Genomic DNA, 20,547 nt, shown 5'->3' with positions numbered 1-20,547 from the left:
CAAATGGATTTCAGAACAGATTTTAAACCTTTAACAGTTGACCCAGATAAAATTTACGAACATAGCTTTGCCACTATTCTAGAAGAATATGGTCCACATGATTTTACAGAAGATGAATGGAAAATTATTCGTCGTATTATTCATGCTTCAGCCGATTTTGATTTAGGTCGCTCAGTAATCATTCATCCAGATGCGATTGAAGCAGGTATTCGAGCAATTCGTTCTGGTAAAGCAGTAATCGCTGATGTGCAAATGATTGAAAGTGGTACTGGACATAAACGTTTCCAAAAACATGGTGGAGATGTATATTGCTATATTTCTGATGATGATGTTTCGAAAGCAGCTAAAGAAGCCGGTGCTACGCGTGCCATTATGTCTATGCAAAAAGCTGCACATTTACATGAAGGTGGAATTTATGCGATAGGTAATGCGCCAACTGCATTACTTGAATTGATTCGATTAATAAAAGAGGGGGTAGTAAAGCCTGATTTAATTATCGGAATGCCTGTTGGTTTTGTATCTGCTGCAGAGTCAAAAGAAGAACTAGCTAAAATAACGGAAGTGCCGTTTATTACAAATCTTGGACGTAAAGGTGGTAGTACTGTAACTGTTGCGGCACTAAATGCTATCTCACTATTAGCAGACCAAGCTTAATGATGCAAAAGAAAGAGAAAAAAGATCCATCGCAAATGCGTCATGGCTATACAACAGGCGCTTGCGCAACAGCCGTAACGAAAGCAGCTTTAACGGCACTTATTACAGGTGAAGCACAAGAAACAGCTACGATCCATTTGCCGGTGGGCCGAGATGCAACATTTACTATCGAAAAAAATGTCTTTGAAGGAGATTCCGTGAGTTGTGAAACGATAAAGGATGCTGGAGATGACCCAGATGCAACGCATAAAGCATTAATCATTTCTACTGTCAGTTGGGGAGAACATCCAGGAATAATTTTAGATGGAGGAGTCGGTGTGGGGAGAGTGACCAAGCCGGGTCTTCCTGTTCCTGTTGGAGAAGCGGCTATCAATCCAGTACCTAGAAAAATGTTAAATTCTACAGTTCAAGAAACGCTAGATGAATTTCAAATTGACCGTGGCGTTAAGGTTGTTATTTCTGTTCCTGATGGAGAAGAAATTGCAAAAAAAACGTTAAACGGAAGATTGGGGATTATCGGAGGTATTTCCATCTTAGGCACTAGAGGAACGGTTGTACCGTTTTCTAGTTCAGCATATATGGCAAGTATTGTGCAGGCGATCAGTGTAGCCGTTGCCATGGGCTGCGATCATGTTGTATTGACAACAGGGGGACGTAGTGAAAAATATGGCATGCAACAATATGAAGGACTTTCGGAAGAAGCTTTCATTGAGATGGGCGATTTTGTCGGTTTTGCACTCAAGCACTGTAAACGACTAGGTATTAAAAGAGTGTCATTAGTAGGGATGATGGGGAAATTTTCGAAAGTGGCCCAAGGTGTTATGATGGTGCATTCAAAAAGTGCAGCTATTAACTTTGAGTTTATGGCAGAACTTGCAAAAGACGTCGGAGCATCAGATAAGCTTGTACAGGAAGTATGCGGTGCGAATACAGCTTCTCAAGTTGGTGAAATGATGATGGAAGCTGGTTACAATCAATTCTTCAATCATTTATGTGAAGCTTGTTGTACATCGTCACTTAATCATGTGCGTGGTGGTCTCATCATGGATACCGCTATTTATTCAATGAAGGGACAATTATTAGGGAGGGCTGATGGCATTGACTCAATCGATTAAACTGATTGGTATCGGTGATAACGGTCAAGAGAGTTTATTACCTCAATATTTATCATGGATTGAAGATAGTGAAGTATTAGTAGGTGGAGAAAGACTTCTTGCATTCTTTCCTCACTATACAGGAGAAAAAATTGTCGTAAAAGGCGGCTTAAAACCGCTAGTAGAACTATTGAAAAATGAAACGCGTAAAACAGTCATCTTAGCATCAGGAGATCCATTGTTTTACGGTCTTGGTGGCTATTTAGCGAGCAAAATAGATATCGAAGTTTATCCGTACTTTAGTTCCATCCAATTAGCTTTTTCAAAAATGGGTGAAAGCTGGCAGGACTCTTATTTAATAAGCGTTCATGGACGTAGTATGAAAGGTTTAGCGCAGAAAATTGATGGTAAATCGAAAATCGCATTGTTAACAGATGCTGATAATAGCCCGAGTAAAATTGCTGAATATTTATTATCTTTTGGTATGAAGGAATATCGTGCGTTTGTTGCAGAAAATATGCAAGGCGAAGATGAAAAATACGGTTGGTATGAATTAGAGGATATGCAAAATCATGAGTTCTCTCCTTTAAATGTTGTCATTCTCAAAAAAGTAGGTAAGAGCCCGAAATGGACTTTAGGTATTGATGATGAAGAATTTTCACAACGTAAACCCGACAAAGGGCTTATTACGAAGAAAGAAATTAGAGTACTAAGCTTATATGCTATGGAATTATCAAGTAATAGCACGGTATGGGATATCGGTACTTGTACAGGTTCAATGGCGATTGAGTCTGCGAAGCTTGCACCAGAAGGAAAAGTATTTGCGATTGAAAAAAATGAAGGTGATCTTGAAAACTGCCTACAAAATCAACGTAAATTCCGAACTGATTTAACAGCAATTCACGGCAAAGCACCAGAAGGTCTTGATACTTTCCCGAATCCAGATGCCATTTTCATTGGTGGTACTGGTGGTAACATGAAGAATCTTCTTCAAGTATGCTGTGAGCGTTTAAACGAAGGTGGAAGAATTGTTTTAAATGCAGCAACCATAGAAAATTTATACCGTGCAAATGAGGCATTTGAAGAATTTGGGTTTGAAACATCTATTATGCACGCTCAAATTTCTAGAAGTAAACCAATCTTAGGTATGAAACGATTTGTGCCATTAAATCCAATTTATATTATTACAGCAAAGCGAAAGGAAGACACCAATGAGTAATTTCGGTACATTATACGGCCTAGGAGTAGGTCCAGGAGATCCTGAACTTATAACAGTTAAAGCATTTCGTGTGATTCAAGAATCACCAGTCATCGCTTATCCGCGAAAACGCAAAGGAAGTAAGAGCTATGCACAACGTATAGTTGATGTATATATTCGTCCGGGTGAAAAAGATATGCTTGGACTTGTTTTTCCAATGACGAAGGATCAAGAGATTCTTGATAGAGAGTGGAACAAAGCAGTTGAACTTGTATACGGAAAATTACAAGAGGGTAAAGACGTTGCTTTTGTGACAGAAGGAGATCCACTACTCTATAGTACATTCATTCACATGATGAAATTGATGCAAGAATTGCACCCAGAAATAGAGATAAAAACGGTTCCTGGTATTTCCTCATTCAATGGGTCAGCTTCACGCTTAGGTATTGCTCTTGCTGATGGGGATGATCATGTTGCTATTATTCCAGCTACTGACGATTATGATGCTATGAAAAAAGCACTTGAAGACCATGATGCTGTTGTGTTTATTAAAGTTGCAAAAGTAATGGATCTAATGATTCAAGTATTAAAAGAGTTAAATCTATATGACAAAGCATCTGTCGTAACAAAAGTTACCTCTGATGAGGAAGTAATTTGGTCAATGGATGAATTAGAAGATGCAGAGCTAGAATATTTAACATTAATGGTGGTGCGTAAATAATGAAAAAAATATACATAGTTGGGGCAGGACCTGGAGATCCAGATCTAATCACAGTAAAAGGGTTAAATATTTTACAAACAGCTGACGTTGTTATGTATACAGATTCACTAGTAAATGATGAACTTATTGCTAAAGCAAAACCAGAAGCAGAAGTAATTAAAACAGCAGGGATGCATTTAGAAGAAATGGTTGGTGTAATTGTGGACCGTGTAAATGCTGGCAAAACAGTAGCACGTATTCATACAGGGGACCCTGCAATGTATGGGGCGACAATGGAGCAACTGGCATTACTGAAAAAAGAAGATATATATGCAGAAGTGATTCCAGGTGTCAGTTCGGTATTCGCTTCAGCTGCAGCAATTGGGGCCGAACTAACGATTCCAGATCTAACGCAAACACTAATTTTAACTCGTGCTGAAGGTCGTACACCTGTACCTGAATTTGAAAAGCTTCGTGATTTAGCGAGTCATCATTGTACAATTGCATTATTTTTAAGTGCTACTTTAACGAAGAAAATCGTTAAAGAGTTACAAACTGCAGGATGGAGCGATGATACGCCAATTGCTGTTATCCAAAGAGCATCATGGCCTGATCAAAAAATTGTTCGTACTACGCTTATTAATCTAGATGAGGATATGCGAAAAAATGGTATCAGAAAGCATGCGATGATACTAGCTGGTTGGGCGCTTGACCCTAATATTCATGATAAAGATGAATATCGTTCAAAACTATATGATGCAACTTTCACTCACGGATTCAGAAAAGGTGTGAAACCTCAATGATCGAGTTACAAGAAGGTATAGAACCGGTTGTAGAACAACATAACCAATATGCCATAGTTGCTATAACGAAGCATGGTGTACAAACAGCACGTAATCTACATCGTTCATTTGTACACTCAGACGTTTACTATATGAGTAAATTTGAACAAGGTGATGAACAGCAAAAGCATATACAACTGTTTTCAGGAAGTGTACGCATGCTGTTACCAACATTGTTCAAACAATATAAAGGTATCATTATGATTATTTCACTTGGTGCTGTAGTCCGTATGATTGCACCTATTTTAAAAGATAAAAAGACAGATCCTGCGGTTGTTGTCATTGATGACCGTGCAGAAAATGTCATCAGTGTTCTGTCAGGTCATTTAGGCGGAGCTAACGAATTAACGCACGAAGTTGCTTCTGCTTTAAATGCCCGTGCGATTATTACAACTGCATCAGATGTTCAAAAAACAATTCCTGTAGACCTTTTTGGTTCACGGTTTGGCTGGGTTTGGGATGCTGATGATAAGTTAACACCTGTCAGTGCGTCTGTCGTTAACGAAGAGCCTGTTGCCATCGTACAAGAGTCAGGTGAAAAAAACTGGTGGCATCTACAAACACCACTGCCAGAAAATATCACACAATATCCGAGCATTTTAAAAGCTCTAGAAGCAAAGCCAAAAGGTGCATTAATCATCACCCATCGTCTACTGACAGAAGCTGAAGAAGCAATATTGGAGAACGGTGTTGTGTATCGTCCGCAAACTGTCGTAATTGGCATGGGCTGTAATCGTGGTACATCTGCCGAAGAAATTGAACAAGTTATACTGGATACTTTACAAGAACTTCAAATTTCGATTAAAAGTGTCAAAGCACTATGTACAATTGATTTAAAAAAGGATGAGCAAGGATTCCTTGATATTGTTGCAAAATTTGGCTGGGATTTTAAGTACTACACACCAGCCGAATTGAATGTTGCCACAATTGAAGCACCATCTGAGACTGTTTTCAAATATACAGGTGCTTATGGTGTCAGTGAACCTGCAGTTCGTTTATATACTGGAATGGATGATTTAGCTTTAGTTAAGAAAAAATCAGGTAACACAACCATTTCAGTTGCCGTTATTTCACATGATGATTAGAATAATTGCCAAGAAAACCGGTCGTTTATGCCGGTTTTACTTGCATTTAGGGGGGATAAGTGATGAGTTTAAGAAGATTAGTAATTGCAGGAACGGGAAGTGGCGTTGGTAAAACGACTTTTACAATCGGGATAATGGCAGCATTGCAAAAGAAGGGTTATCAAGTGCAAGGATTCAAGTGTGGTCCAGATTATATAGATCCCTCCTATCACACGGCCGTAACCGGTCGGATATCTCGTAACTTAGACAGTTGGATGTTTGATCATGAAACGGTGAAGGAATTGTTAGTTCGAGCAAGTGCTGGTGCAGATATTTCGATTATTGAAGGCGTAATGGGATTTTATGATGGTAAAAGTCCACTAAATGATGCTGGCTCCACCGCTGAAATTAGTACCATTACGGATAGCCCAGTATTACTCATTGTCAATTGTTCTAGCATGGCGCGAAGTGTAGCTGCTATTGTGAGAGGATTCCAAACTCTTTCAAATAAACCGAATATTATCGGAGTTATCGCCAATCAGGTTGGTAGTGTCAATCACTATAAAATTGTTAAGGCAGCCATCGAACAAGAATGTGGCATTCCAGTATTAGGATATTTAAAGCGAGAAAATGGAATTGATATCCCCAGTCGCCAATTAGGTTTAATTCCTGCTATTGAACGAGGTGAATTGAAGCCATTCTTCGACCAACTTGCCTCACTCATTTCAGAGACGGTCGATATAGAACAAATATATGAATTAGCAAAGACTTCAGAAATAGCACCTATTGCTAGTGGGTTATTTGACCAAAGACCTGATCGTGGTGTAACGATTGCTGTCGCAAAAGATGCTGCTTTTAATTTCTACTATGAAGAGAATTTAGAGTTATTAAGGGCATATGGTGCTTCATTAGTTTTCTTCTCACCTTTAAATGGTGAAGTGGTGCCAGAAAATATAGATGGACTATACATTGGTGGGGGATTCCCAGAAGAATTTGCGCTTGAGCTTTCAAAAAAGGAAGAGGTCAAAAAATCAATTCGACAAGCAGTGAAAAGTGGTATGCCAACCTTAGCAGAATGCGGTGGATTCATGTATTTAACTGATTCTATTACAGATACAAAAGGTAATACATATCCAATGGCTGGTATCGTTCCAGGTACTGTGCAAATGCAACAAAAGCTTGCGGCTCTAGGATATCGTGATATTTTTGGCACACAAGATAACTTCTTAATTGGTGAAAATCAATCAGCAAAAGGACATGAATTTCATTACTCCACTTTTACGGCTTCAGGAGACATTCAACCTGCGTATGAAACAACAGGTCGTTTTGGCAAAAAGCTTGAAGGATATTTAAAAGAGAATTTAGTAGCTGGTTATACACATTTCCATTTCGCATCAAACCCTGGATTAGTAAACCAGTGGGTTAATGCTTGTGTGAGACATCAACACCAATGACAACATATTATCCAATCATGCTACAGATAAAGGATAAACGTTGTGTCGTTATTGGTGGCGGTAAAGTAGCAAATAGAAAAGTAACGTCACTATTAGTAGCGGGTGCTAATGTCACTGTAATTAGTCCAGTGCTTGATGAGAAACTACGTGAAAAATGGCAGAATCATTTAATTACATGGCATGATAAGTTTTTTGAAGCGTCGGATTTACAAAATGCTTTTTGTATTATTGCTGCGACCAATTGTCCATCAGTTAATGCAAAAGTAAAGGAATGTGCTTTGCCACATCAGCTTGTAAATATAGTTGACGAGGCAAGTGAAAGCAATTTTATTGTACCTGCATCATTGAGACGTGGAGACTTAACGATTGCTGTTTCAACGGCGGGTGCCAATCCGGGCTTAGCCAAGAAAGTGAAGGATGATTTAACTCATCAATTTGATGATTACTACGGAGAGTACGTTGCGTTTTTACAAAAAGCTCGAACAGATGTATTAGCTAATGTGTCAGATGTTAAAGAAAAGAAAACATTATTAGATGCTTTATTACAACCGGAATTTTTGACCTTAACGAAAGAAGGTAAAATAACCGAACGTGAAGAGCTACTTCAACATTATTTAAAAAGGGGGATTGCGCCATGGCAGTAGGAAAAGTTTATTTAGTCGGTGCAGGTCCAGGTGATCCAAGACTAATAACAGTCTATGGATTGGAATGTATTCAAAAGGCGGATGTTATTGCATACGATAGACTCGTTAATTCGAAATTATTGGAATATGCAAAAAAGGATGCTGAGCTGATATTCTGCGGGAAGTCTCCAGGCAAGCATCATCTTATTCAAGATCAAATTCATGACTTATTGGTTTCAAAAGCTTTAGAAGGAAAAACAGTCACGAGATTAAAAGGTGGGGATCCATGTGTCTTTGGCCGGGGAGCGGAAGAAGCAGAAGTGCTAGCTGAACACGGTATTGAATATGAGCTTATCCCGGGTATTACCGCAGGAATAGCAGCTCCTGCTTATGCAGGGATTCCGGTTACTCATCGTGAATATGCATCAAGCTTTGCAATTGTCACAGGTCATGGGAGAGAAGATAAAGGGCAAGACCATTTAAACTGGGATGCTTTGGCTAAGGGTATTGATACTATTGCCTTCTATATGAGTGTTGGTAATTTGGCTTATATAAGCGCCCAATTAATTGCCCATGGTAAAGATGTAAAAACACCAGTGGCAGTTATTGAATGGGGAACGACAGCACATCAAAGAACATTAACAGGGACATTAGAAAATATTCATGAATTAGTCGCTAGTGAAGGGTACCATAATCCATCGATGGTTTTAGTGGGTGAGGTCGTTCAAATGCGCGACAAAATCAAATGGTATGAAAAACAACTTTCTACTGTCATGCAATAAGATCTATGTGATGAAAGAAAAGGAAAAGGGGATTAATAATGTCTATTTTAGAACAATTAAAAGAGCGCCGTGCTGTTCGTAATTATGAGGATAAGCCTGTTGAAAAAGAGAAAATTGAACAACTACTAGAAGCTGCAACATTTGCTCCAAATGACCGCTTACGTGAACCTTGGAACTTTTATGTCATTCAAGACGAGGCAATGAATCGCTATGAAGAAATGGCAGAATCCTACTTACAAGAACGTTTCCCAACAAAACCACATTTAGTCGAAAGCTCTTTACAAGTTGTAAAAACAACACCTGTTGCCATTGTTGTAACAGCAGATCAAATTCCGGACAAACCTGATGATTCAGAAGATAATGTTTTTGCCGTATGTTGTGCGATTCATTCGATGTGGTTAGCCGCAAAAGAATTAGGATTAGGATTTGTGTGGCGCACACGAGGTGTCGGTTTAGTACATGACGAACGCATGTTTAAATTTATCGGTTCACCTGAAAATGAGAAGGTCATCGGTACAGTTTTCATTGGTTACCCAGAAGAAGGACGTGAGGTCCCATCGACAAAACGTACTTATTTTGAAGAAAAAACGACTTGGTTATAAATAAATTAGGGAGGGATTAAAATGGCACGTCAAGGTTTATTTTTGGTTTATACAGGTGATGGAAAAGGAAAAACAACTGCATCACTTGGTGTGACGCTAAGAGCAGTAGGACGTGGACTAAAAGTTCGGTACATGCAATTTATAAAATCTCCCGAACGTACATATGGGGAAGCACTAGCACTTCGAAAATTAGGTGTTGAGATGGAACAAATGGGTATTGGTTTTACTTGGACAAAAACACCTGAAGAGCACAGAAATGCGTTACAATTAGCGTGGGCAAAAGCAAAGGAAGCACTTGCAGATCCAACAATTGATTTACTCGTATTAGATGAGCTCAATAACGCATTAGCTATTACGAAGTTTCCAATCGTTGATGTGTTACCTCTTCAAGAAGTAATCGAAGCGATTCAAAATCGACCTAAGTCAATGCATCTTGTAATTACAGGACGTAGTGCAAAAGAAGAACTAACCCAACTAGCAGATTTAGTATCTACAATTGATGCTACTAAGCATTATTACGAAGAAGGTATACCTGCAGTAAAAGGTTTAGAATTCTAAAGAAAGAGGGAATGAATTTGATCGCAAAAGCGTTAATGGTCCAAGGAACAGCTTCTGATGTCGGAAAAAGTATGATTTGTACTGCTTTTTGTCGTATTTTTTCAGACGAAGGATTCAAAGTCGTTCCATTTAAATCACAGAATATGGCGCTGAATTCTTTCGTTACAGTTGATGGGGGAGAAATTGGCCGCGCACAAGGGGTACAGGCTGAGGCAGCAAGAGTTATAGCGACGACAGACATGAATCCCATCCTTTTAAAGCCAAAACAAGACATGGTATCTGAAGTGATTGTTCATGGTAAACACTTCATGGACATGTCTGCCAAGGCATATCGGAACGACTTTGTACAGCAAGCAATGCCGATCGTTGAAAAATCAGTAAGAAAGCTTCAAAACGAATACAACATAATCGTTTTAGAGGGGGCGGGTAGCCCAGCTGAGATTAATCTAAAAGATCGTGATATTGCTAATATGCGAATGGCACATTTAGCAGATGCTGCTGTCATTCTTGTGGCAGATATTGATCGGGGTGGTGTATTTGCATCCATCATTGGCACACTCACATTATTAGATGAAGATGAGCTCAAGCGTGTAAAGGGTATCATTATTAATAAATTCAGAGGTATGCGTGAACTATTAGATGATGGCATTGAATGGGTAGAAAAAGCAACTGGTATTCCAGTATTAGCAGTAATACCATATATAGAAATTAACATTGAAGCAGAGGATTCATTGGCTTTATCATCACTACGGTTTAAAAAACCAAAGCAACAAGAGTTTGCCATTGATGTAGCGATGATTCGGTTACCAAGAATTTCGAATTTCACAGATATTGATCCATTTTTTGATGAACCTGAAGTAGGTGTTCGATTAGTTCGTTTGTTAAGTGAACTTGGCACACCGGATTTACTTATTTTACCTGGTACAAAAAACAGTATGGATGATTTACAATGGCTTCGAGATGAAGGTTTTGTGCAAGCTATAAATAAGCTTCGTGAAAAAGGGACACGTATTTTTGGTATTTGTGGAGGATTCCAAATACTGGGCGATCATTTGCTAGATCCTGAAGCAGTCGAGGGTGATGGTCGTAGCTCTGAAGGTTTAGGCCTATTACCTGTCACAACTATTTTCAATACTTCAAAGAAAACAAAACAAATGACAGGTCGCTTACTGTCAAATGGTCAAGAACTTACTGGGTTTGAAATCCATCTAGGTCGAACTGAAATACACGATGCGAATACTAAGGCCTTTTTAAATCTACAAGATGGACGCATGGATGGCGCTGTATCTTCTGATGGACATGTCATCGGTACTTATTTCCACGGGATATTTAATAACAGAGAATATACTCGTGAACTAGTAAATATTTTAAGAGTCGAAAAAGGTTTACCGGTTATCTCCGATTTTGTAAAATCCGATGCACAACGCCGTGAAGAGGCTTATCAGCTACTTGCAGAGCATGTTAAGAAGCATACTAATATGGAAAAGGTATATGAAATTATGGAACTTGAAAATGTTTCTAACGTTTAGTATAAAATGCAACATTCCCTTTCTGTAGGGAGATGTCAGGCTGTAGACAAACTCGAAAAAACGAGTTTTCTACAGTCTTTTTATTTATATATAGGATAGATCAGGTTTTCCGAAGCTTACCGCTCGCTTTCCACGGGCGAGTGCCGAGCCGCTTCGTCGCTATGCTCCTGAAGGGTCTCGACTGTCTCGCTTTTCCCGCAGGAGTCGAGTGGACCTTCTTCAAACCAATAAAATGCTACCTTCTAATCTTCCATTGACTCATTCATTGTAATAGACGTTAGACTGTAGACAAACTGCGAAGAAATTTGGGTTTATCTACAGTCTTTTTATTTATATATAGGAGAGATCAGGTTTTCCGAAGCTTACCGCTCGCTTTTTTACGACGATAGGTGATGGTTTCAACAACTGGTTCGGGTACTTCGGTGTCACTTTCTTTCTCAGCCTCATTAGACAGTTCTAGAGCGAGTTGATTTCCCGTTGTTTTTTCGCTAGACGTACCAAACCGTTTTTGTTGGCTAAGACGAAATTGTTCTTCATACCATCTCACTTATGCCGTGAGTTCTTCTACTTGAGCTTGAAGAGATTCAATTGTAGGTTGATTTTGATGAGAGGATGTTGTTTTCATAGATGAATCCATTCGACAAAATGAATCAAATCCCTTCTAAATAAATGAATTTTTCACAGGATTGTTCTCGCATATACGGCTTGATGCCCTTGTTTTTATTCAAATGAAAATCCATCAAGAAGCCATCTCAGTTGCCTTCTTGATATGGAAAGTGGCACATTGGGATGTTGAGTTGGCCAGTCAAACTTTCCTTTTTCCAATCTGCGATAATGCAACCAAAAACCATTATGTTCCCACACGAGAATCTTTAGTTTATCGCGTGAGCGATTGCAAAAGACAAATAAACAAGACCCTGGCATGCAGAGTACCGATAAAAAGTGAAGCAAACAAAACATAGTCCCGAAATACACCACTCATGTAGTATTTTGGGGCTATTTGGTTCACTTATATCCCCTGAACACATGTAATTAATTGAATTTTTTAAATTATCTGTAATAATAGAGCTAAAATGTCAGTTTAAACATTATAATGTTTATATACTACATTTCATGTAGGAAAATGATGAAGGAGATGTTGAAAGAATGAAATGTTCGAAAGGTTTAAAGCGCTTTCTTTTCAGTACTTCGTTAGTTCTTGGGTTATCCTTCTTAGGTACAAACGGGTTTGCCTCTGCACATGGGTATGTTGAATCGCCAAAATCACGGTCGTTGCTTTGTAAAGAGCAGGTGAATAAGAATTGTGGATTGATTATGTATGAACCGCAAAGCTTGGAGGGCCACAAAGGATTTCCGGGCACGAGCATTCCGGATGGCAAGCTTGCGTCAGCGGGTGGCTTATTTGGCGGCGTCCTTGATGAACAAACAGCAACACGCTGGAGCAAAAACGCCATTCAAAGCGGTCCCCAAACCTTCACATGGAATTTAACCGCGATGCATTCTACAGCGAAATGGCATTATTATATAACGAAGCAAAATTGGGATCCGAACAAACCACTTACAAGAGATCAATTGGAATTGGTCCCATTTTATGAAAAGAATGATAATGGTGCAAGACCGTCCAATAAAGTAAGCCATCAAGTCGTCGTGCCTCAGCGGACTGGATATCATGTCATCTTCGCTGTATGGGATGTCGCGGATACAGTCAATGCCTTCTACAATGCGATAGATGTTCAGTTTAGTGAAGTCAATGCAGGCGGAACGTCCATTTCGGCCACGAATTATCACTCGTCCATCCCAACCTTTTAGTCTAGTAGAAAAACAGTAGGTGTGGATTCTTGCAGTTTTGAATGATATCTATCGAAATGAAGAATAAAGACTTCGAGATAAAGGCTGCAACGTGCAGCCTTTTTATGTTTGCGAGAATTGGAGCTAAGAATCAAACTAAAAGTGCGGAGGGGAAGAGGTGTTACCCCCATCCCCGAAATATCCAATTTTGACGAGAAATCAAAATGTAAGAGTTGTCAAAAAACGTTTACTGAATCAACTGCTACGTACATCCAATTTACGAAACCAACGCAACAATTCCACTATGAAAAATCATAGTATAAAAGGGATTTTGGGAATATTTGTAGAAACATAATTTATAATGAAAGAAAAGAAATTGCTTTAGTTATGAAAAAAGACAGTTGAAATGAGGGGTATTATGAGTCTAAAAGAAACACCTGAGGAAAAAAGAGAACGATTAAGACAAAGTGAATTTAAAAATAATCCCACTGGTTCTTTACACGATACATTAAATAGAGGAAGTAATGGAAATTTAACTGATTTATCAGGTGGTATGGGTTGGAAAGGTACAGGGATATTAATTTTAGTATTATTTTTCGGTTACATTTTATACAACCTTATATTTTAATTTGGATAAAAAACAACAATCAAGTTAAACAGATCCTAAATTTAATAAAAATCTAAATTATTTCTATTTAAATGATAACTCAAACATCTCCTTAGTACTTATTATATTCAGGAATTAAAAGAATAGTCACTCACTAGGCTAGAATAAAAAAAATACAGAAAATGTCACTAAGAGATATTGATTAATTACAAACTTTATATTATTTTGTTTGTAATAAAATAAACAAACCTTGAATTAGTTTATAAAAAAACAAATGACATCTAAACGTTTTGGAGGGAGATATTGATTTATTTTATGGAACATCAAAAGGAGGTCTTAGATATAAAATTATCAAACAATAAAACTTCTGTATTGATCGGAACTCTAGTAAAGGAATTTAATTTTCGAGAGAGAGTCTTTGATTTTGAAGTGTTAAAAGATTTAATAAGATTATTGAAGAATATCTTGATGGAAAAAATTTGAACTTTTCAACTTTTTTATAAAAGAATTTCATTAAAAGCGTTCTACCTAAATGAGGAGTTATGTTTCTATGAAGAAACTTAGAAATGAAAATAAAACAATATCTAAGTCAATGATTGCTTTTCTGATTCAAGTGATTTTTGCTAGTAACATACAATCATTAGGTCAAGTTTTTGGGATTATTGTCGTTGGCCACTCACTTGGAGTGGATTCTCTCGCTGCGCTCTCTGCATTCTTTCCACTCTTATTTTTACTTATTGCCTTTGCGATTGGCATTGGCTCTGGAAGCTCGATATTAATTGGGCAATCTTACGGTGGCGGAAATGTCACGAAAATGAAGGAAGTCGTTGGAGTTACGCTTGCTTTTACGATTCTTATCTCTGTTGTGTGTGCCATTTTAGGAAGCATATTTACTGATAATATTCTTAAATGGATGGGAACTCCTAAGAATATACTTGAAGAAAATGTAGACTATGCTCGAATTCTATTTATTACATTGCCTATTACTTTAATGCAATGAGTATTTCAATTGCGATTTCAGTATTCGTAGCACATTCTGTTGGAGCAGAGGATATAACTAAAATAAGACATATCAAAATTATAGGAATTAAACTGAATTATATCCTTGGAGGAGCTCTAGTATTAATGATTTACTTGCTTTCAAATCCAATTTTAGAAATGTTTTTAGATAATGGTGAAACGATTCGAGTTGCACATACTCTAATTCTTATCTCATTTTGGGGTAGCATCAGGAAAGTGCGGATTTACAACGTAAAAGGCCCAATTTCTCAACATTTATATTTGAGAAATTAGGCTTTTTTCGTTGCTCCGTTAAAGCGACCTTTAATGGAATAACTAAAATACTTATATTATATAAGAACCGTACAAATTTAAATCTGAAGAGCATTTTGTAATGATTTTTTCATTGCTTCTATAAAATTCTGCCGTGTTTCTTCAGGTAATTCTAATAAGGAAAGATAGGGATTTAAATCTTCTAACTCGACTAATAAAAGCCTCCCTTGTTTGCTACGGCAAGCATCAACTCGTTGAATCCCCCAGCCAAGATTATTCCAGTCGATGAAGCGTTTAGCAAAAGCTAAATCTTCTTCCGTAGGTACATACTCTTTTAATTCCCATCTTTTATCTTTATTTGGTGCATAAAGAGCATACTGGAATTCTTTGTCAATGAAATAAAATGAGACTTCATATTCAAAATTGATAAATGGTTGTATCAATGTATCTTTTGACTCTGAATTAACTTTGTCATTCAATTCATCTTTTGTAACAAATTCCATCCCGATAGAGTCTGCTCCATTTTTGGGCTTCACGATATACCTGTCTACACTAGGAAGTTTATTTAGGGAATTAAGGGTATCAATTGTTGGAATAACAGGGAAATGAGCAGTTGTTAGTTCAATTAAATATTCTTTTCCATTCATATCAGCCTTTCCATTAAACGTATTATATGTATTTAAATGTTTAGAAGCAATTCGTTTACGGAAATCTTCATATTTTTCTTTGAAATTTGCGACTGGACCTGCATTTCGGAAAACAATTAAATCAGCATTATCTTCAAACGCTTCAACATCCTCAGGATGACAGATAACCAAATTAAAATCTTCTCTAAGTTTAGAAGTTAAAAATAAATCTTCTTCATAATAATTTCTTTGTTTTGCTTCATAATATAAATCTGTTACAAATAGTAGCGTCTTCATTCCGCCTTCACCTGCTTTTCTTAAATTTTCATTGTAAAAATATCTTCTCCAAAAACAAAAAACCCGTCTCAGTAAGAGACGAGATTGAAACTCGCGGTACCACTCTTGTTTAATAAAATGCTTAAATAACACTTTACTACCCTTTACAAACGTACAATCATACGTTGTCCCTTGTAACGGAGGAAACCGATAAAGTTTACTAAATATTCGGCTTTACTTCTCAGAGATGATTTTCGGTTATCATCTGAACACTGGTTTTCAGCAAAACACCAGCTCTCTTTAGAGCAGAAACAATAACGTACTCTTTCTCTTCATGGAATTTTTTGAAAATTTGATTAAATATTATTATATATATAATCAGAAAAAAATGCAAACAGTTATTTAATCTTTTAAAATAACTATTTGTTTTAACACTTTAACATCCCTCCAATGAATTTAAAGTAGGTTTTTTACAACTTTATGTATAATACAGAAAAAATTTATTATAATGTATGATTCAAACAAAGGTTACGATCTCATCCTTTGCTTGAATCCATTACTACTAAATTAAATACTCAACATTAAAACAAGCAAATAAAGGTTACGACTTTATCCCTTCGATTGTTTGAATTCCAGTTCCACTTAACCTATAATTTCGTCATTTTTGTCGCTAATCCATTCGAAAGTAGCGCCATTTTTAATCCACTCCCAAACCTTCCCAATGCTTTACCCCTTTGGTTATTGATGAATATTTTTTGAGGAATTGTAGTTCTGAAAAAGAGTTACGATTTTTATGAAAAGTTTTAATCAATATTTTTTCATACAATAGTGGGATTCGCGAAAAAGAATAGGAACAAGAGTGAATTATCTGTGTGATGCGAAAATGAAAGCGATTGAGATGCGATTAGCTGGTAAATCAATGAAATACGTTTTAAATGGATTAAATATATGCCATAAAACACAAGTTAAAACGTGGAGGGTATTAAAATGGATAAATACATCGGTTTGAACAACCTGTAGGTAAACAATATTCCTTTGGTAGAGGTGATTTTTGTACCCATGAAAAGCCATTAATTTAATAGCAATATCCTATTTTTTAGAGACATGTTTCTACTTTAGATTTTACATAAAAGAATTTGCATCGAACACACTTACAATTATATTAATTTTCTAATATTTAGAAGGAAAAGAACTCAAATAAATAGAATAGACACAGCGAAGAATAGAAAAGGAAAAATTTTTTTATTTTAATGTGTTGAACTCTTATTGAAACTAACAATGTAGAGGAGAGTGGATTGAGCATAACAGCTGAAATGAAACAAAAGATGCAGATAGAATCGCAGATAACTGATTTATTAATTGGTGAACCTTTATTTGAGGTAATACGTGATACACCTATGGAATTAGCGTTGTACAATGATTCTTATTTAGCTGAAATCTTTGAAAAAAGGTTTTACTCAACAGCTGAAGTTGCTGGCTGGTTTGGTATATCCGACGCCCAGCTACGCTACTATATCAAACCATTTCAAGAATATATCTTTCCCCACCAAGAAGATACACCTTCCACAGCTTCATTCATTCGGTTATCGTTCTTAGGGGTATTAAAACTAAGAATGATCTTGTTGTTAAAAGATGAATATAGAGTAAAAGGATTAAAACGACTGCTCGGTATAGATGAAGAAGGTCGTATAAATCCACAACCACACCACACTACAGGAACAGATGTAATTGTTCATGATAATCTAGCCCAAAAGGTAGAAATACTTAGTAACGTGTTAAATCAGATATTACAAACAGGCATTTTTGAATTACAACAAGAGGATGGTGAACCTAAAATTTCACTGAATAATGATTTCTCCTCACAAAAATTAAATATTACTGAATCTAGTAAACAAATAAAAGTAATAGAAGAAAAAACAGAGCAGCTAATAAAAGACAATGAGAAATTGCATAATCAAATAAGGGAACTTAACGATTTTAAGGTGAAGGATATAGCTGTTAAAATGCGCGAACGTCATATCGAGAACGCTGTCGTTTCACAATTACGGGATGAAGCACTAGTTATATTTAACAGCCAAAAAACCATTGGGATATTCAAAAACTTTTTAAAACTGCAGAAATTGAAAGAGAAAAAGAACAATTCATTACAGGTTATATAAATGACAACTTATATGAACACCTAAAGTCAAAATTGGAAGGGTATTATGAGTCTGAATAGTTCTTTCAAGGGGTACAGCCGAGATACATGTAATTTTGAGTCACAGACTTACTTTTATTTCCAAACCTAATTAAAATCAGGGTTTCTCTATTATTTTTGAACTTATTATCATACACCCTAATAAGCCTTAGTCACAAGGTTCTTGCTGTAGACGGGGTTTGTGTAGTAATGTTTTATCCTTTATTTGGAATCTATTTTGCACTTCATGGCACAGATGCTCCTTCTACCCCTAAAAGGCGCAAAATAGGTAGTGGAAAAACAAGCGTAGGAGGATATATATGACGAAACCAGTTGTAGACGTGAAAAACGTTCAAAAAGTGTACGGTAAAAAAGGTGAGAATCAATCACACGCATTAAAAGGTGTTTCATTTTTTTAATCAAGAACAGATTTTGTGTTGAGCCTATAAAAAATTATATAAATATTTTTTATATATTCAGCACTCCCCAACCCTGAATGATAACAGCTAGAATGCCTCTTTTACCGTAAATCTTAGAAGGTGATATTGAAAGATTTTCTACAAATTTACAAGCTTCACAATTAAACGTTAAACGCATTTTAGCTGTGGAACCTATTTGTAATACGTCTCCAGATGTTAAAGACTTCAGGTCTATGTTGATAATCACTAGGTTTCCCCTTAGATCCCCAGGATTTAGTTTAAACGCTTTAATATGCTACTTGACACAACTTTAAAAACCTCCCTTGCTTCAAAAAAACAAAAGCAAACAATTAGTCATCGTTTCCGATAACCAAAAAAATATACTTGACAAGTATAAAACTAGCAGATATAGTGTTACAAGAAAGAAAGAACAAAATTTAATTATTAAACCTGTTAGGTGAGGCTCCTATACAAACACAGGCTATTGCCCAAAAACATCGAAAGATGCCAATGGGTAGAACAGGAATTGTCGGATTAAGGCTCTTCTTAAGATAGCTAAGTGATGAATGTTCATCCTTTACGTTGTATAGTGCCAAAACTCAACTAGAGGGTATATTATGCTTTATTTGGTTATGCATTTTTTCAATGACAACCCCTCTAATTGACTAATTAGAGGGGTTTTTTAGTATGACAAATTGCATAAATAAAACAAAAGGAGGAGAGGATATTAATGACTGATGATTTGGATTCAATATCATATTCAATTTAAAAATTTAAATTCCCCGCTCCCCAATAGGAATTTGAATTTACCTAATACCTTTGGAGGAAATTACAATGAAAAAGCATTTAAATCAATTACTACTTACAAAAGATATTTCACAAGCGAAAGAGCTTTTATATTATCAACCTTACGATATTGCAAAAGAAATGAAAAATATTTCTCATGAGAATCAGATAAACCTGATTGAATACCTTCCTGTTGAAAAAGGGGCAAAAGTTTTTAGTTATCTTACTCCCGAAGAACAATACCGGATTTTCGTAAACTTATCTGCCGAAAAAGCCAAACTGATATTAACTGACCAATCCATCGATGATCTTGTAGATATTGTACTTGCCATTCATCCGCATCAAGCTGAAAAATTAATGAAAATCTTATCGGAAGATTGCCAACAAAAAATCAGGGACCTGATGATTTTTCCTCCCGAAACGGCTGGCAGTCTGATGACAAGTGATTACATTGCAGCGAGGGAAAGTTGGCTTGTAAAAGACACTATTTTACACATAAGAAAAATTGGCTCTGGGGTAGAATCTATCTCTTATATCTATGCTTTAGATAGTTTTGGCCGACTCAATGGAATTGTGTCTATTCGTGAACTATTGTTAGCAGAAGATGACAAAACCTTATCTACCATCATGACTCAAGATGTTATCTCGGTACATGTGGAATTAGATCAACAAGAAGCCGTTCAACAGCTAACGAATTATGATTTATCTGCCATACCTGTAACAACGATGGATGATCGAATGATTGGGATTATTACTTTTGATGATGCCATGGATGTTTTTGAAGAAGAAGCAACCGAAGATATTCACAAACTAGGTGGTAGTACACCATTAGATAAACCCTATTTGGAAAATTCCATCTGGCATTTATACCGAAAGCGTATAGGGTGGCTTTTACTTCTTTTCATAGCAGAAGCTTATACTGGCACCGTACTCCGGCATTATGAAGAAACCCTTGAACATGTCATTGCACTGGCCTTCTTTATCCCATTGTTAATTGGAACGGGGGGCAATACGGGAACACAGGTAGTAACTACACTGGTACGTTCCTTAGCTCTTAAGGAGTTAAAATTCACCGATATATTCCGTGTTATGAAAAAAGAAGTATTAGCAGGGACTTTACTTGGATTAACATTAGGGATAGCTGCATTAATCCGAGCCTATACATTAGGCGTTGGTACAGAAATAGCACAAGTCGTTGCCATCACTGGTATATGCATCGTTATTTGGTCCTCTATTGTGGCATCCGTCTTACCTTTAATATTGAATAAACTAAAACTAGATCCTGCAGTAGTTTCTGGTCCATTTATTACAACGTTAGTTGATGGCACTGGATTGATTTTATACTTCACTATTGCCAAAATGTTACTGAATATTTAAAAAATAATTAATAAATCACGTACGCCTTACAGTTATTGTCAAACGTTTCTAAAATATTTGTTTGTGACACCGTTATAATTTACATTATTTTCACCACCATCCCGTTCGTAAAAGTACACT

The 20,547-nt window shown here is 36.7% G+C and carries 22 protein-coding genes, 3 pseudogenes, 1 riboswitch and 1 other annotated feature; of the genes and pseudogenes, 20 read left to right on the top strand and 5 right to left on the bottom strand.

The genetic code is table 11. The annotated features are described in order from the left end of the window. The first annotated feature begins 3 nt into the window (after positions 1-3). From ACQKMD_RS13910 to ACQKMD_RS13855, 12 genes are all read left to right on the top strand, one after another. A complete protein-coding gene (locus ACQKMD_RS13910) occupies positions 4-654 on the top strand; it encodes a precorrin-8X methylmutase (protein WP_427752728.1) in 651 nt (216 codons plus the stop codon). Between the two features lie 2 nt (positions 655-656). Further along, positions 657-1,769 carry a cobalt-precorrin-5B (C(1))-methyltransferase gene (locus tag ACQKMD_RS13905; protein ID WP_427752742.1) on the top strand — a complete coding sequence of 371 codons (1,113 nt, stop codon included), beginning with the start codon at positions 657-659 and terminating at the stop codon, positions 1,767-1,769. Continuing rightward, positions 1,747-2,967 (top strand): precorrin-6y C5,15-methyltransferase (decarboxylating) subunit CbiE, encoded by a 1,221-nt coding sequence (cbiE, locus tag ACQKMD_RS13900; RefSeq protein WP_427752727.1) that lies wholly within the window; start codon positions 1,747-1,749, stop codon positions 2,965-2,967. The genes ACQKMD_RS13905 and cbiE overlap by 23 nt, the downstream gene beginning before the upstream one ends. Beyond that, positions 2,960-3,667, top strand: coding sequence for a precorrin-2 C(20)-methyltransferase (gene cobI, locus ACQKMD_RS13895; RefSeq protein ID WP_427752725.1), 708 nt, complete (start codon positions 2,960-2,962; stop codon positions 3,665-3,667). The genes cbiE and cobI overlap by 8 nt, the downstream gene beginning before the upstream one ends. Beyond that, positions 3,667-4,449, top strand: coding sequence for a precorrin-4 C(11)-methyltransferase (gene cobM, locus ACQKMD_RS13890; protein WP_427752724.1), 783 nt, complete (start codon positions 3,667-3,669; stop codon positions 4,447-4,449). The genes cobI and cobM overlap by 1 nt, the downstream gene beginning before the upstream one ends. Next, entirely contained in the window at positions 4,446-5,573 is a 1,128-nt protein-coding gene (locus ACQKMD_RS13885) for a cobalt-precorrin 5A hydrolase (RefSeq protein ID WP_427752723.1), read from the top strand. The genes cobM and ACQKMD_RS13885 overlap by 4 nt, the downstream gene beginning before the upstream one ends. A 62-nt stretch (positions 5,574-5,635) precedes the next feature. Next, positions 5,636-7,006, top strand: a complete 1,371-nt coding sequence (locus ACQKMD_RS13880) for a cobyrinate a,c-diamide synthase (RefSeq protein WP_427752722.1) — start codon at positions 5,636-5,638, stop codon at positions 7,004-7,006. Then, positions 6,982-7,650 carry a precorrin-2 dehydrogenase/sirohydrochlorin ferrochelatase family protein gene (locus tag ACQKMD_RS13875; RefSeq protein WP_427752721.1) on the top strand — a complete coding sequence of 223 codons (669 nt, stop codon included), beginning with the start codon at positions 6,982-6,984 and terminating at the stop codon, positions 7,648-7,650. The genes ACQKMD_RS13880 and ACQKMD_RS13875 overlap by 25 nt, the downstream gene beginning before the upstream one ends. After that, entirely contained in the window at positions 7,641-8,411 is a 771-nt protein-coding gene (gene cobA, locus ACQKMD_RS13870) for a uroporphyrinogen-III C-methyltransferase (protein WP_427752720.1), read from the top strand. Before ACQKMD_RS13875 ends, cobA begins: the two co-directional genes overlap by 10 nt. A 38-nt stretch (positions 8,412-8,449) precedes the next feature. Continuing rightward, entirely contained in the window at positions 8,450-9,013 is a 564-nt protein-coding gene (locus tag ACQKMD_RS13865) for a nitroreductase family protein (RefSeq protein ID WP_427752719.1), read from the top strand. 21 nt (positions 9,014-9,034) lie between these two features. Next, entirely contained in the window at positions 9,035-9,571 is a 537-nt protein-coding gene (locus ACQKMD_RS13860) for a cob(I)yrinic acid a,c-diamide adenosyltransferase (protein WP_427752718.1), read from the top strand. Positions 9,572-9,588: 17 nt separating this feature from the next. After that, positions 9,589-11,100: a cobyric acid synthase gene (locus tag ACQKMD_RS13855; RefSeq protein ID WP_427752717.1), complete on the top strand. Its 1,512-nt coding sequence runs from the start codon at positions 9,589-9,591 to the stop codon at positions 11,098-11,100. Positions 11,101-11,473: 373 nt separating this feature from the next. On the opposite strand, the pseudogene ACQKMD_RS13850 reads toward ACQKMD_RS13855, so the two are convergent. Together ACQKMD_RS13850 and tnpB are read right to left on the bottom strand one after the other, a co-directional pair. Then, a pseudogene (locus ACQKMD_RS13850) lies at positions 11,474-11,737 on the bottom strand (transposase domain-containing protein); the annotation flags it as partial. 83 nt (positions 11,738-11,820) lie between these two features. Then, complete coding sequence (gene tnpB, locus ACQKMD_RS13845) at positions 11,821-12,024, bottom strand: IS66 family insertion sequence element accessory protein TnpB (protein WP_427752741.1); 204 nt, start codon at positions 12,022-12,024, stop codon at positions 11,821-11,823. 222 nt (positions 12,025-12,246) lie between these two features. Here tnpB and ACQKMD_RS13840 point away from each other — a divergent pair, with 222 nt between their 5' ends. The 4 genes from ACQKMD_RS13840 to ACQKMD_RS13825 all read left to right on the top strand — a co-directional run bounded on the left by ACQKMD_RS13840 (position 12,247) and on the right by ACQKMD_RS13825 (position 14,788). After that, entirely contained in the window at positions 12,247-12,909 is a 663-nt protein-coding gene (locus tag ACQKMD_RS13840; RefSeq protein WP_427752716.1) for a lytic polysaccharide monooxygenase, read from the top strand. Between the two features lie 397 nt (positions 12,910-13,306). After that, positions 13,307-13,516 carry a DUF6366 family protein gene (locus ACQKMD_RS13835; RefSeq protein WP_427752715.1) on the top strand — a complete coding sequence of 70 codons (210 nt, stop codon included), beginning with the start codon at positions 13,307-13,309 and terminating at the stop codon, positions 13,514-13,516. A gap of 529 nt (positions 13,517-14,045) precedes the next feature. Then, positions 14,046-14,495, top strand: coding sequence for an MATE family efflux transporter (locus ACQKMD_RS13830; protein WP_427752714.1), 450 nt, complete (start codon positions 14,046-14,048; stop codon positions 14,493-14,495). Continuing rightward, the gene (locus ACQKMD_RS13825) at positions 14,492-14,788 is read left to right on the top strand and encodes an MATE family efflux transporter (RefSeq protein WP_427752713.1); all 297 of its coding nucleotides are present in this window, start codon (positions 14,492-14,494) and stop codon (positions 14,786-14,788) included. Before ACQKMD_RS13830 ends, ACQKMD_RS13825 begins: the two co-directional genes overlap by 4 nt. Before the next feature lie 77 nt (positions 14,789-14,865). Here ACQKMD_RS13825 and ACQKMD_RS13820 read toward each other — a convergent pair whose 3' ends face one another. Both ACQKMD_RS13820 and ACQKMD_RS13815 read right to left on the bottom strand, forming a co-directional pair. Continuing rightward, positions 14,866-15,690: a hypothetical protein gene (locus ACQKMD_RS13820; protein WP_427752711.1), complete on the bottom strand. Its 825-nt coding sequence runs from the start codon at positions 15,688-15,690 to the stop codon at positions 14,866-14,868. A 71-nt stretch (positions 15,691-15,761) separates the two neighbouring features. After that, positions 15,762-16,014, bottom strand: a binding site (T-box leader). 297 nt (positions 16,015-16,311) lie between these two features. Continuing rightward, positions 16,312-16,392 (bottom strand): aureocin A53 family class IId bacteriocin, encoded by an 81-nt coding sequence (locus ACQKMD_RS13815; protein ID WP_427752740.1) that lies wholly within the window; start codon positions 16,390-16,392, stop codon positions 16,312-16,314. Positions 16,393-16,516: 124 nt separating this feature from the next. On the opposite strand from ACQKMD_RS13815, the pseudogene ACQKMD_RS13810 reads away from it, so the two are divergent. The 3 genes and pseudogenes from ACQKMD_RS13810 to ACQKMD_RS13800 all read left to right on the top strand — a co-directional run. Next, positions 16,517-16,715 (top strand): annotated as a pseudogene (locus tag ACQKMD_RS13810) (IS3 family transposase); the annotation flags it as partial. Between the two features lie 249 nt (positions 16,716-16,964). After that, positions 16,965-17,828, top strand: a complete 864-nt coding sequence (locus ACQKMD_RS13805) for a hypothetical protein (protein WP_427752709.1) — start codon at positions 16,965-16,967, stop codon at positions 17,826-17,828. 337 nt (positions 17,829-18,165) lie between these two features. Continuing rightward, positions 18,166-18,258 (top strand): annotated as a pseudogene (locus ACQKMD_RS13800) (bacitracin ABC transporter ATP-binding protein); the annotation flags it as partial. 55 nt (positions 18,259-18,313) lie between these two features. On the opposite strand, the gene ACQKMD_RS13795 reads toward ACQKMD_RS13800, so the two are convergent. Then, the gene (locus ACQKMD_RS13795; RefSeq protein WP_427752739.1) at positions 18,314-18,556 is read right to left on the bottom strand and encodes an MOSC domain-containing protein; all 243 of its coding nucleotides are present in this window, start codon (positions 18,554-18,556) and stop codon (positions 18,314-18,316) included. 150 nt (positions 18,557-18,706) lie between these two features. After that, positions 18,707-18,882, top strand: a riboswitch (M-box (ykoK) riboswitch). A 216-nt stretch (positions 18,883-19,098) separates the two neighbouring features. Between ACQKMD_RS13795 and mgtE the strand changes: the two genes are divergently transcribed. Further along, positions 19,099-20,427: a magnesium transporter gene (gene mgtE / locus ACQKMD_RS13790; protein ID WP_427752708.1), complete on the top strand. Its 1,329-nt coding sequence runs from the start codon at positions 19,099-19,101 to the stop codon at positions 20,425-20,427. The last annotated feature ends 120 nt before the right edge of the window (positions 20,428-20,547 follow it).

Origin of the sequence: Viridibacillus sp. NPDC096237, from assembly GCF_050278625.1 — a bacterium.
In the GTDB taxonomy this organism is placed as follows: domain Bacteria; phylum Bacillota; class Bacilli; order Bacillales_A; family Planococcaceae; genus Viridibacillus.
The sequence above is the reverse complement of the archived record's forward strand: the minus strand, read 5'-3'. Positions and strand labels throughout refer to the sequence as shown.

Coding starts and splice junctions, on each gene's coding strand:
- ACQKMD_RS13910 (WP_427752728.1), top strand. CDS start 4: ATGGATTTCAGAACAGATTTTAAACCTTTAACAGTTGACCCAGATAAA.
- ACQKMD_RS13905 (WP_427752742.1), top strand. CDS start 657: ATGCAAAAGAAAGAGAAAAAAGATCCATCGCAAATGCGTCATGGCTAT.
- cbiE (WP_427752727.1), top strand. CDS start 1,747: ATGGCATTGACTCAATCGATTAAACTGATTGGTATCGGTGATAACGGT.
- cobI (WP_427752725.1), top strand. CDS start 2,960: ATGAGTAATTTCGGTACATTATACGGCCTAGGAGTAGGTCCAGGAGAT.
- cobM (WP_427752724.1), top strand. CDS start 3,667: ATGAAAAAAATATACATAGTTGGGGCAGGACCTGGAGATCCAGATCTA.
- ACQKMD_RS13885 (WP_427752723.1), top strand. CDS start 4,446: ATGATCGAGTTACAAGAAGGTATAGAACCGGTTGTAGAACAACATAAC.
- ACQKMD_RS13880 (WP_427752722.1), top strand. CDS start 5,636: ATGAGTTTAAGAAGATTAGTAATTGCAGGAACGGGAAGTGGCGTTGGT.
- cobA (WP_427752720.1), top strand. CDS start 7,641: ATGGCAGTAGGAAAAGTTTATTTAGTCGGTGCAGGTCCAGGTGATCCA.
- ACQKMD_RS13865 (WP_427752719.1), top strand. CDS start 8,450: ATGTCTATTTTAGAACAATTAAAAGAGCGCCGTGCTGTTCGTAATTAT.
- ACQKMD_RS13860 (WP_427752718.1), top strand. CDS start 9,035: ATGGCACGTCAAGGTTTATTTTTGGTTTATACAGGTGATGGAAAAGGA.
- tnpB (WP_427752741.1), bottom strand. CDS start 12,024: ATGCCAGGGTCTTGTTTATTTGTCTTTTGCAATCGCTCACGCGATAAA.
- ACQKMD_RS13840 (WP_427752716.1), top strand. CDS start 12,247: ATGAAATGTTCGAAAGGTTTAAAGCGCTTTCTTTTCAGTACTTCGTTA.
- ACQKMD_RS13835 (WP_427752715.1), top strand. CDS start 13,307: ATGAGTCTAAAAGAAACACCTGAGGAAAAAAGAGAACGATTAAGACAA.
- ACQKMD_RS13830 (WP_427752714.1), top strand. CDS start 14,046: ATGAAGAAACTTAGAAATGAAAATAAAACAATATCTAAGTCAATGATT.
- ACQKMD_RS13825 (WP_427752713.1), top strand. CDS start 14,492: ATGAGTATTTCAATTGCGATTTCAGTATTCGTAGCACATTCTGTTGGA.
- ACQKMD_RS13820 (WP_427752711.1), bottom strand. CDS start 15,690: ATGAAGACGCTACTATTTGTAACAGATTTATATTATGAAGCAAAACAA.
- mgtE (WP_427752708.1), top strand. CDS start 19,099: ATGAAAAAGCATTTAAATCAATTACTACTTACAAAAGATATTTCACAA.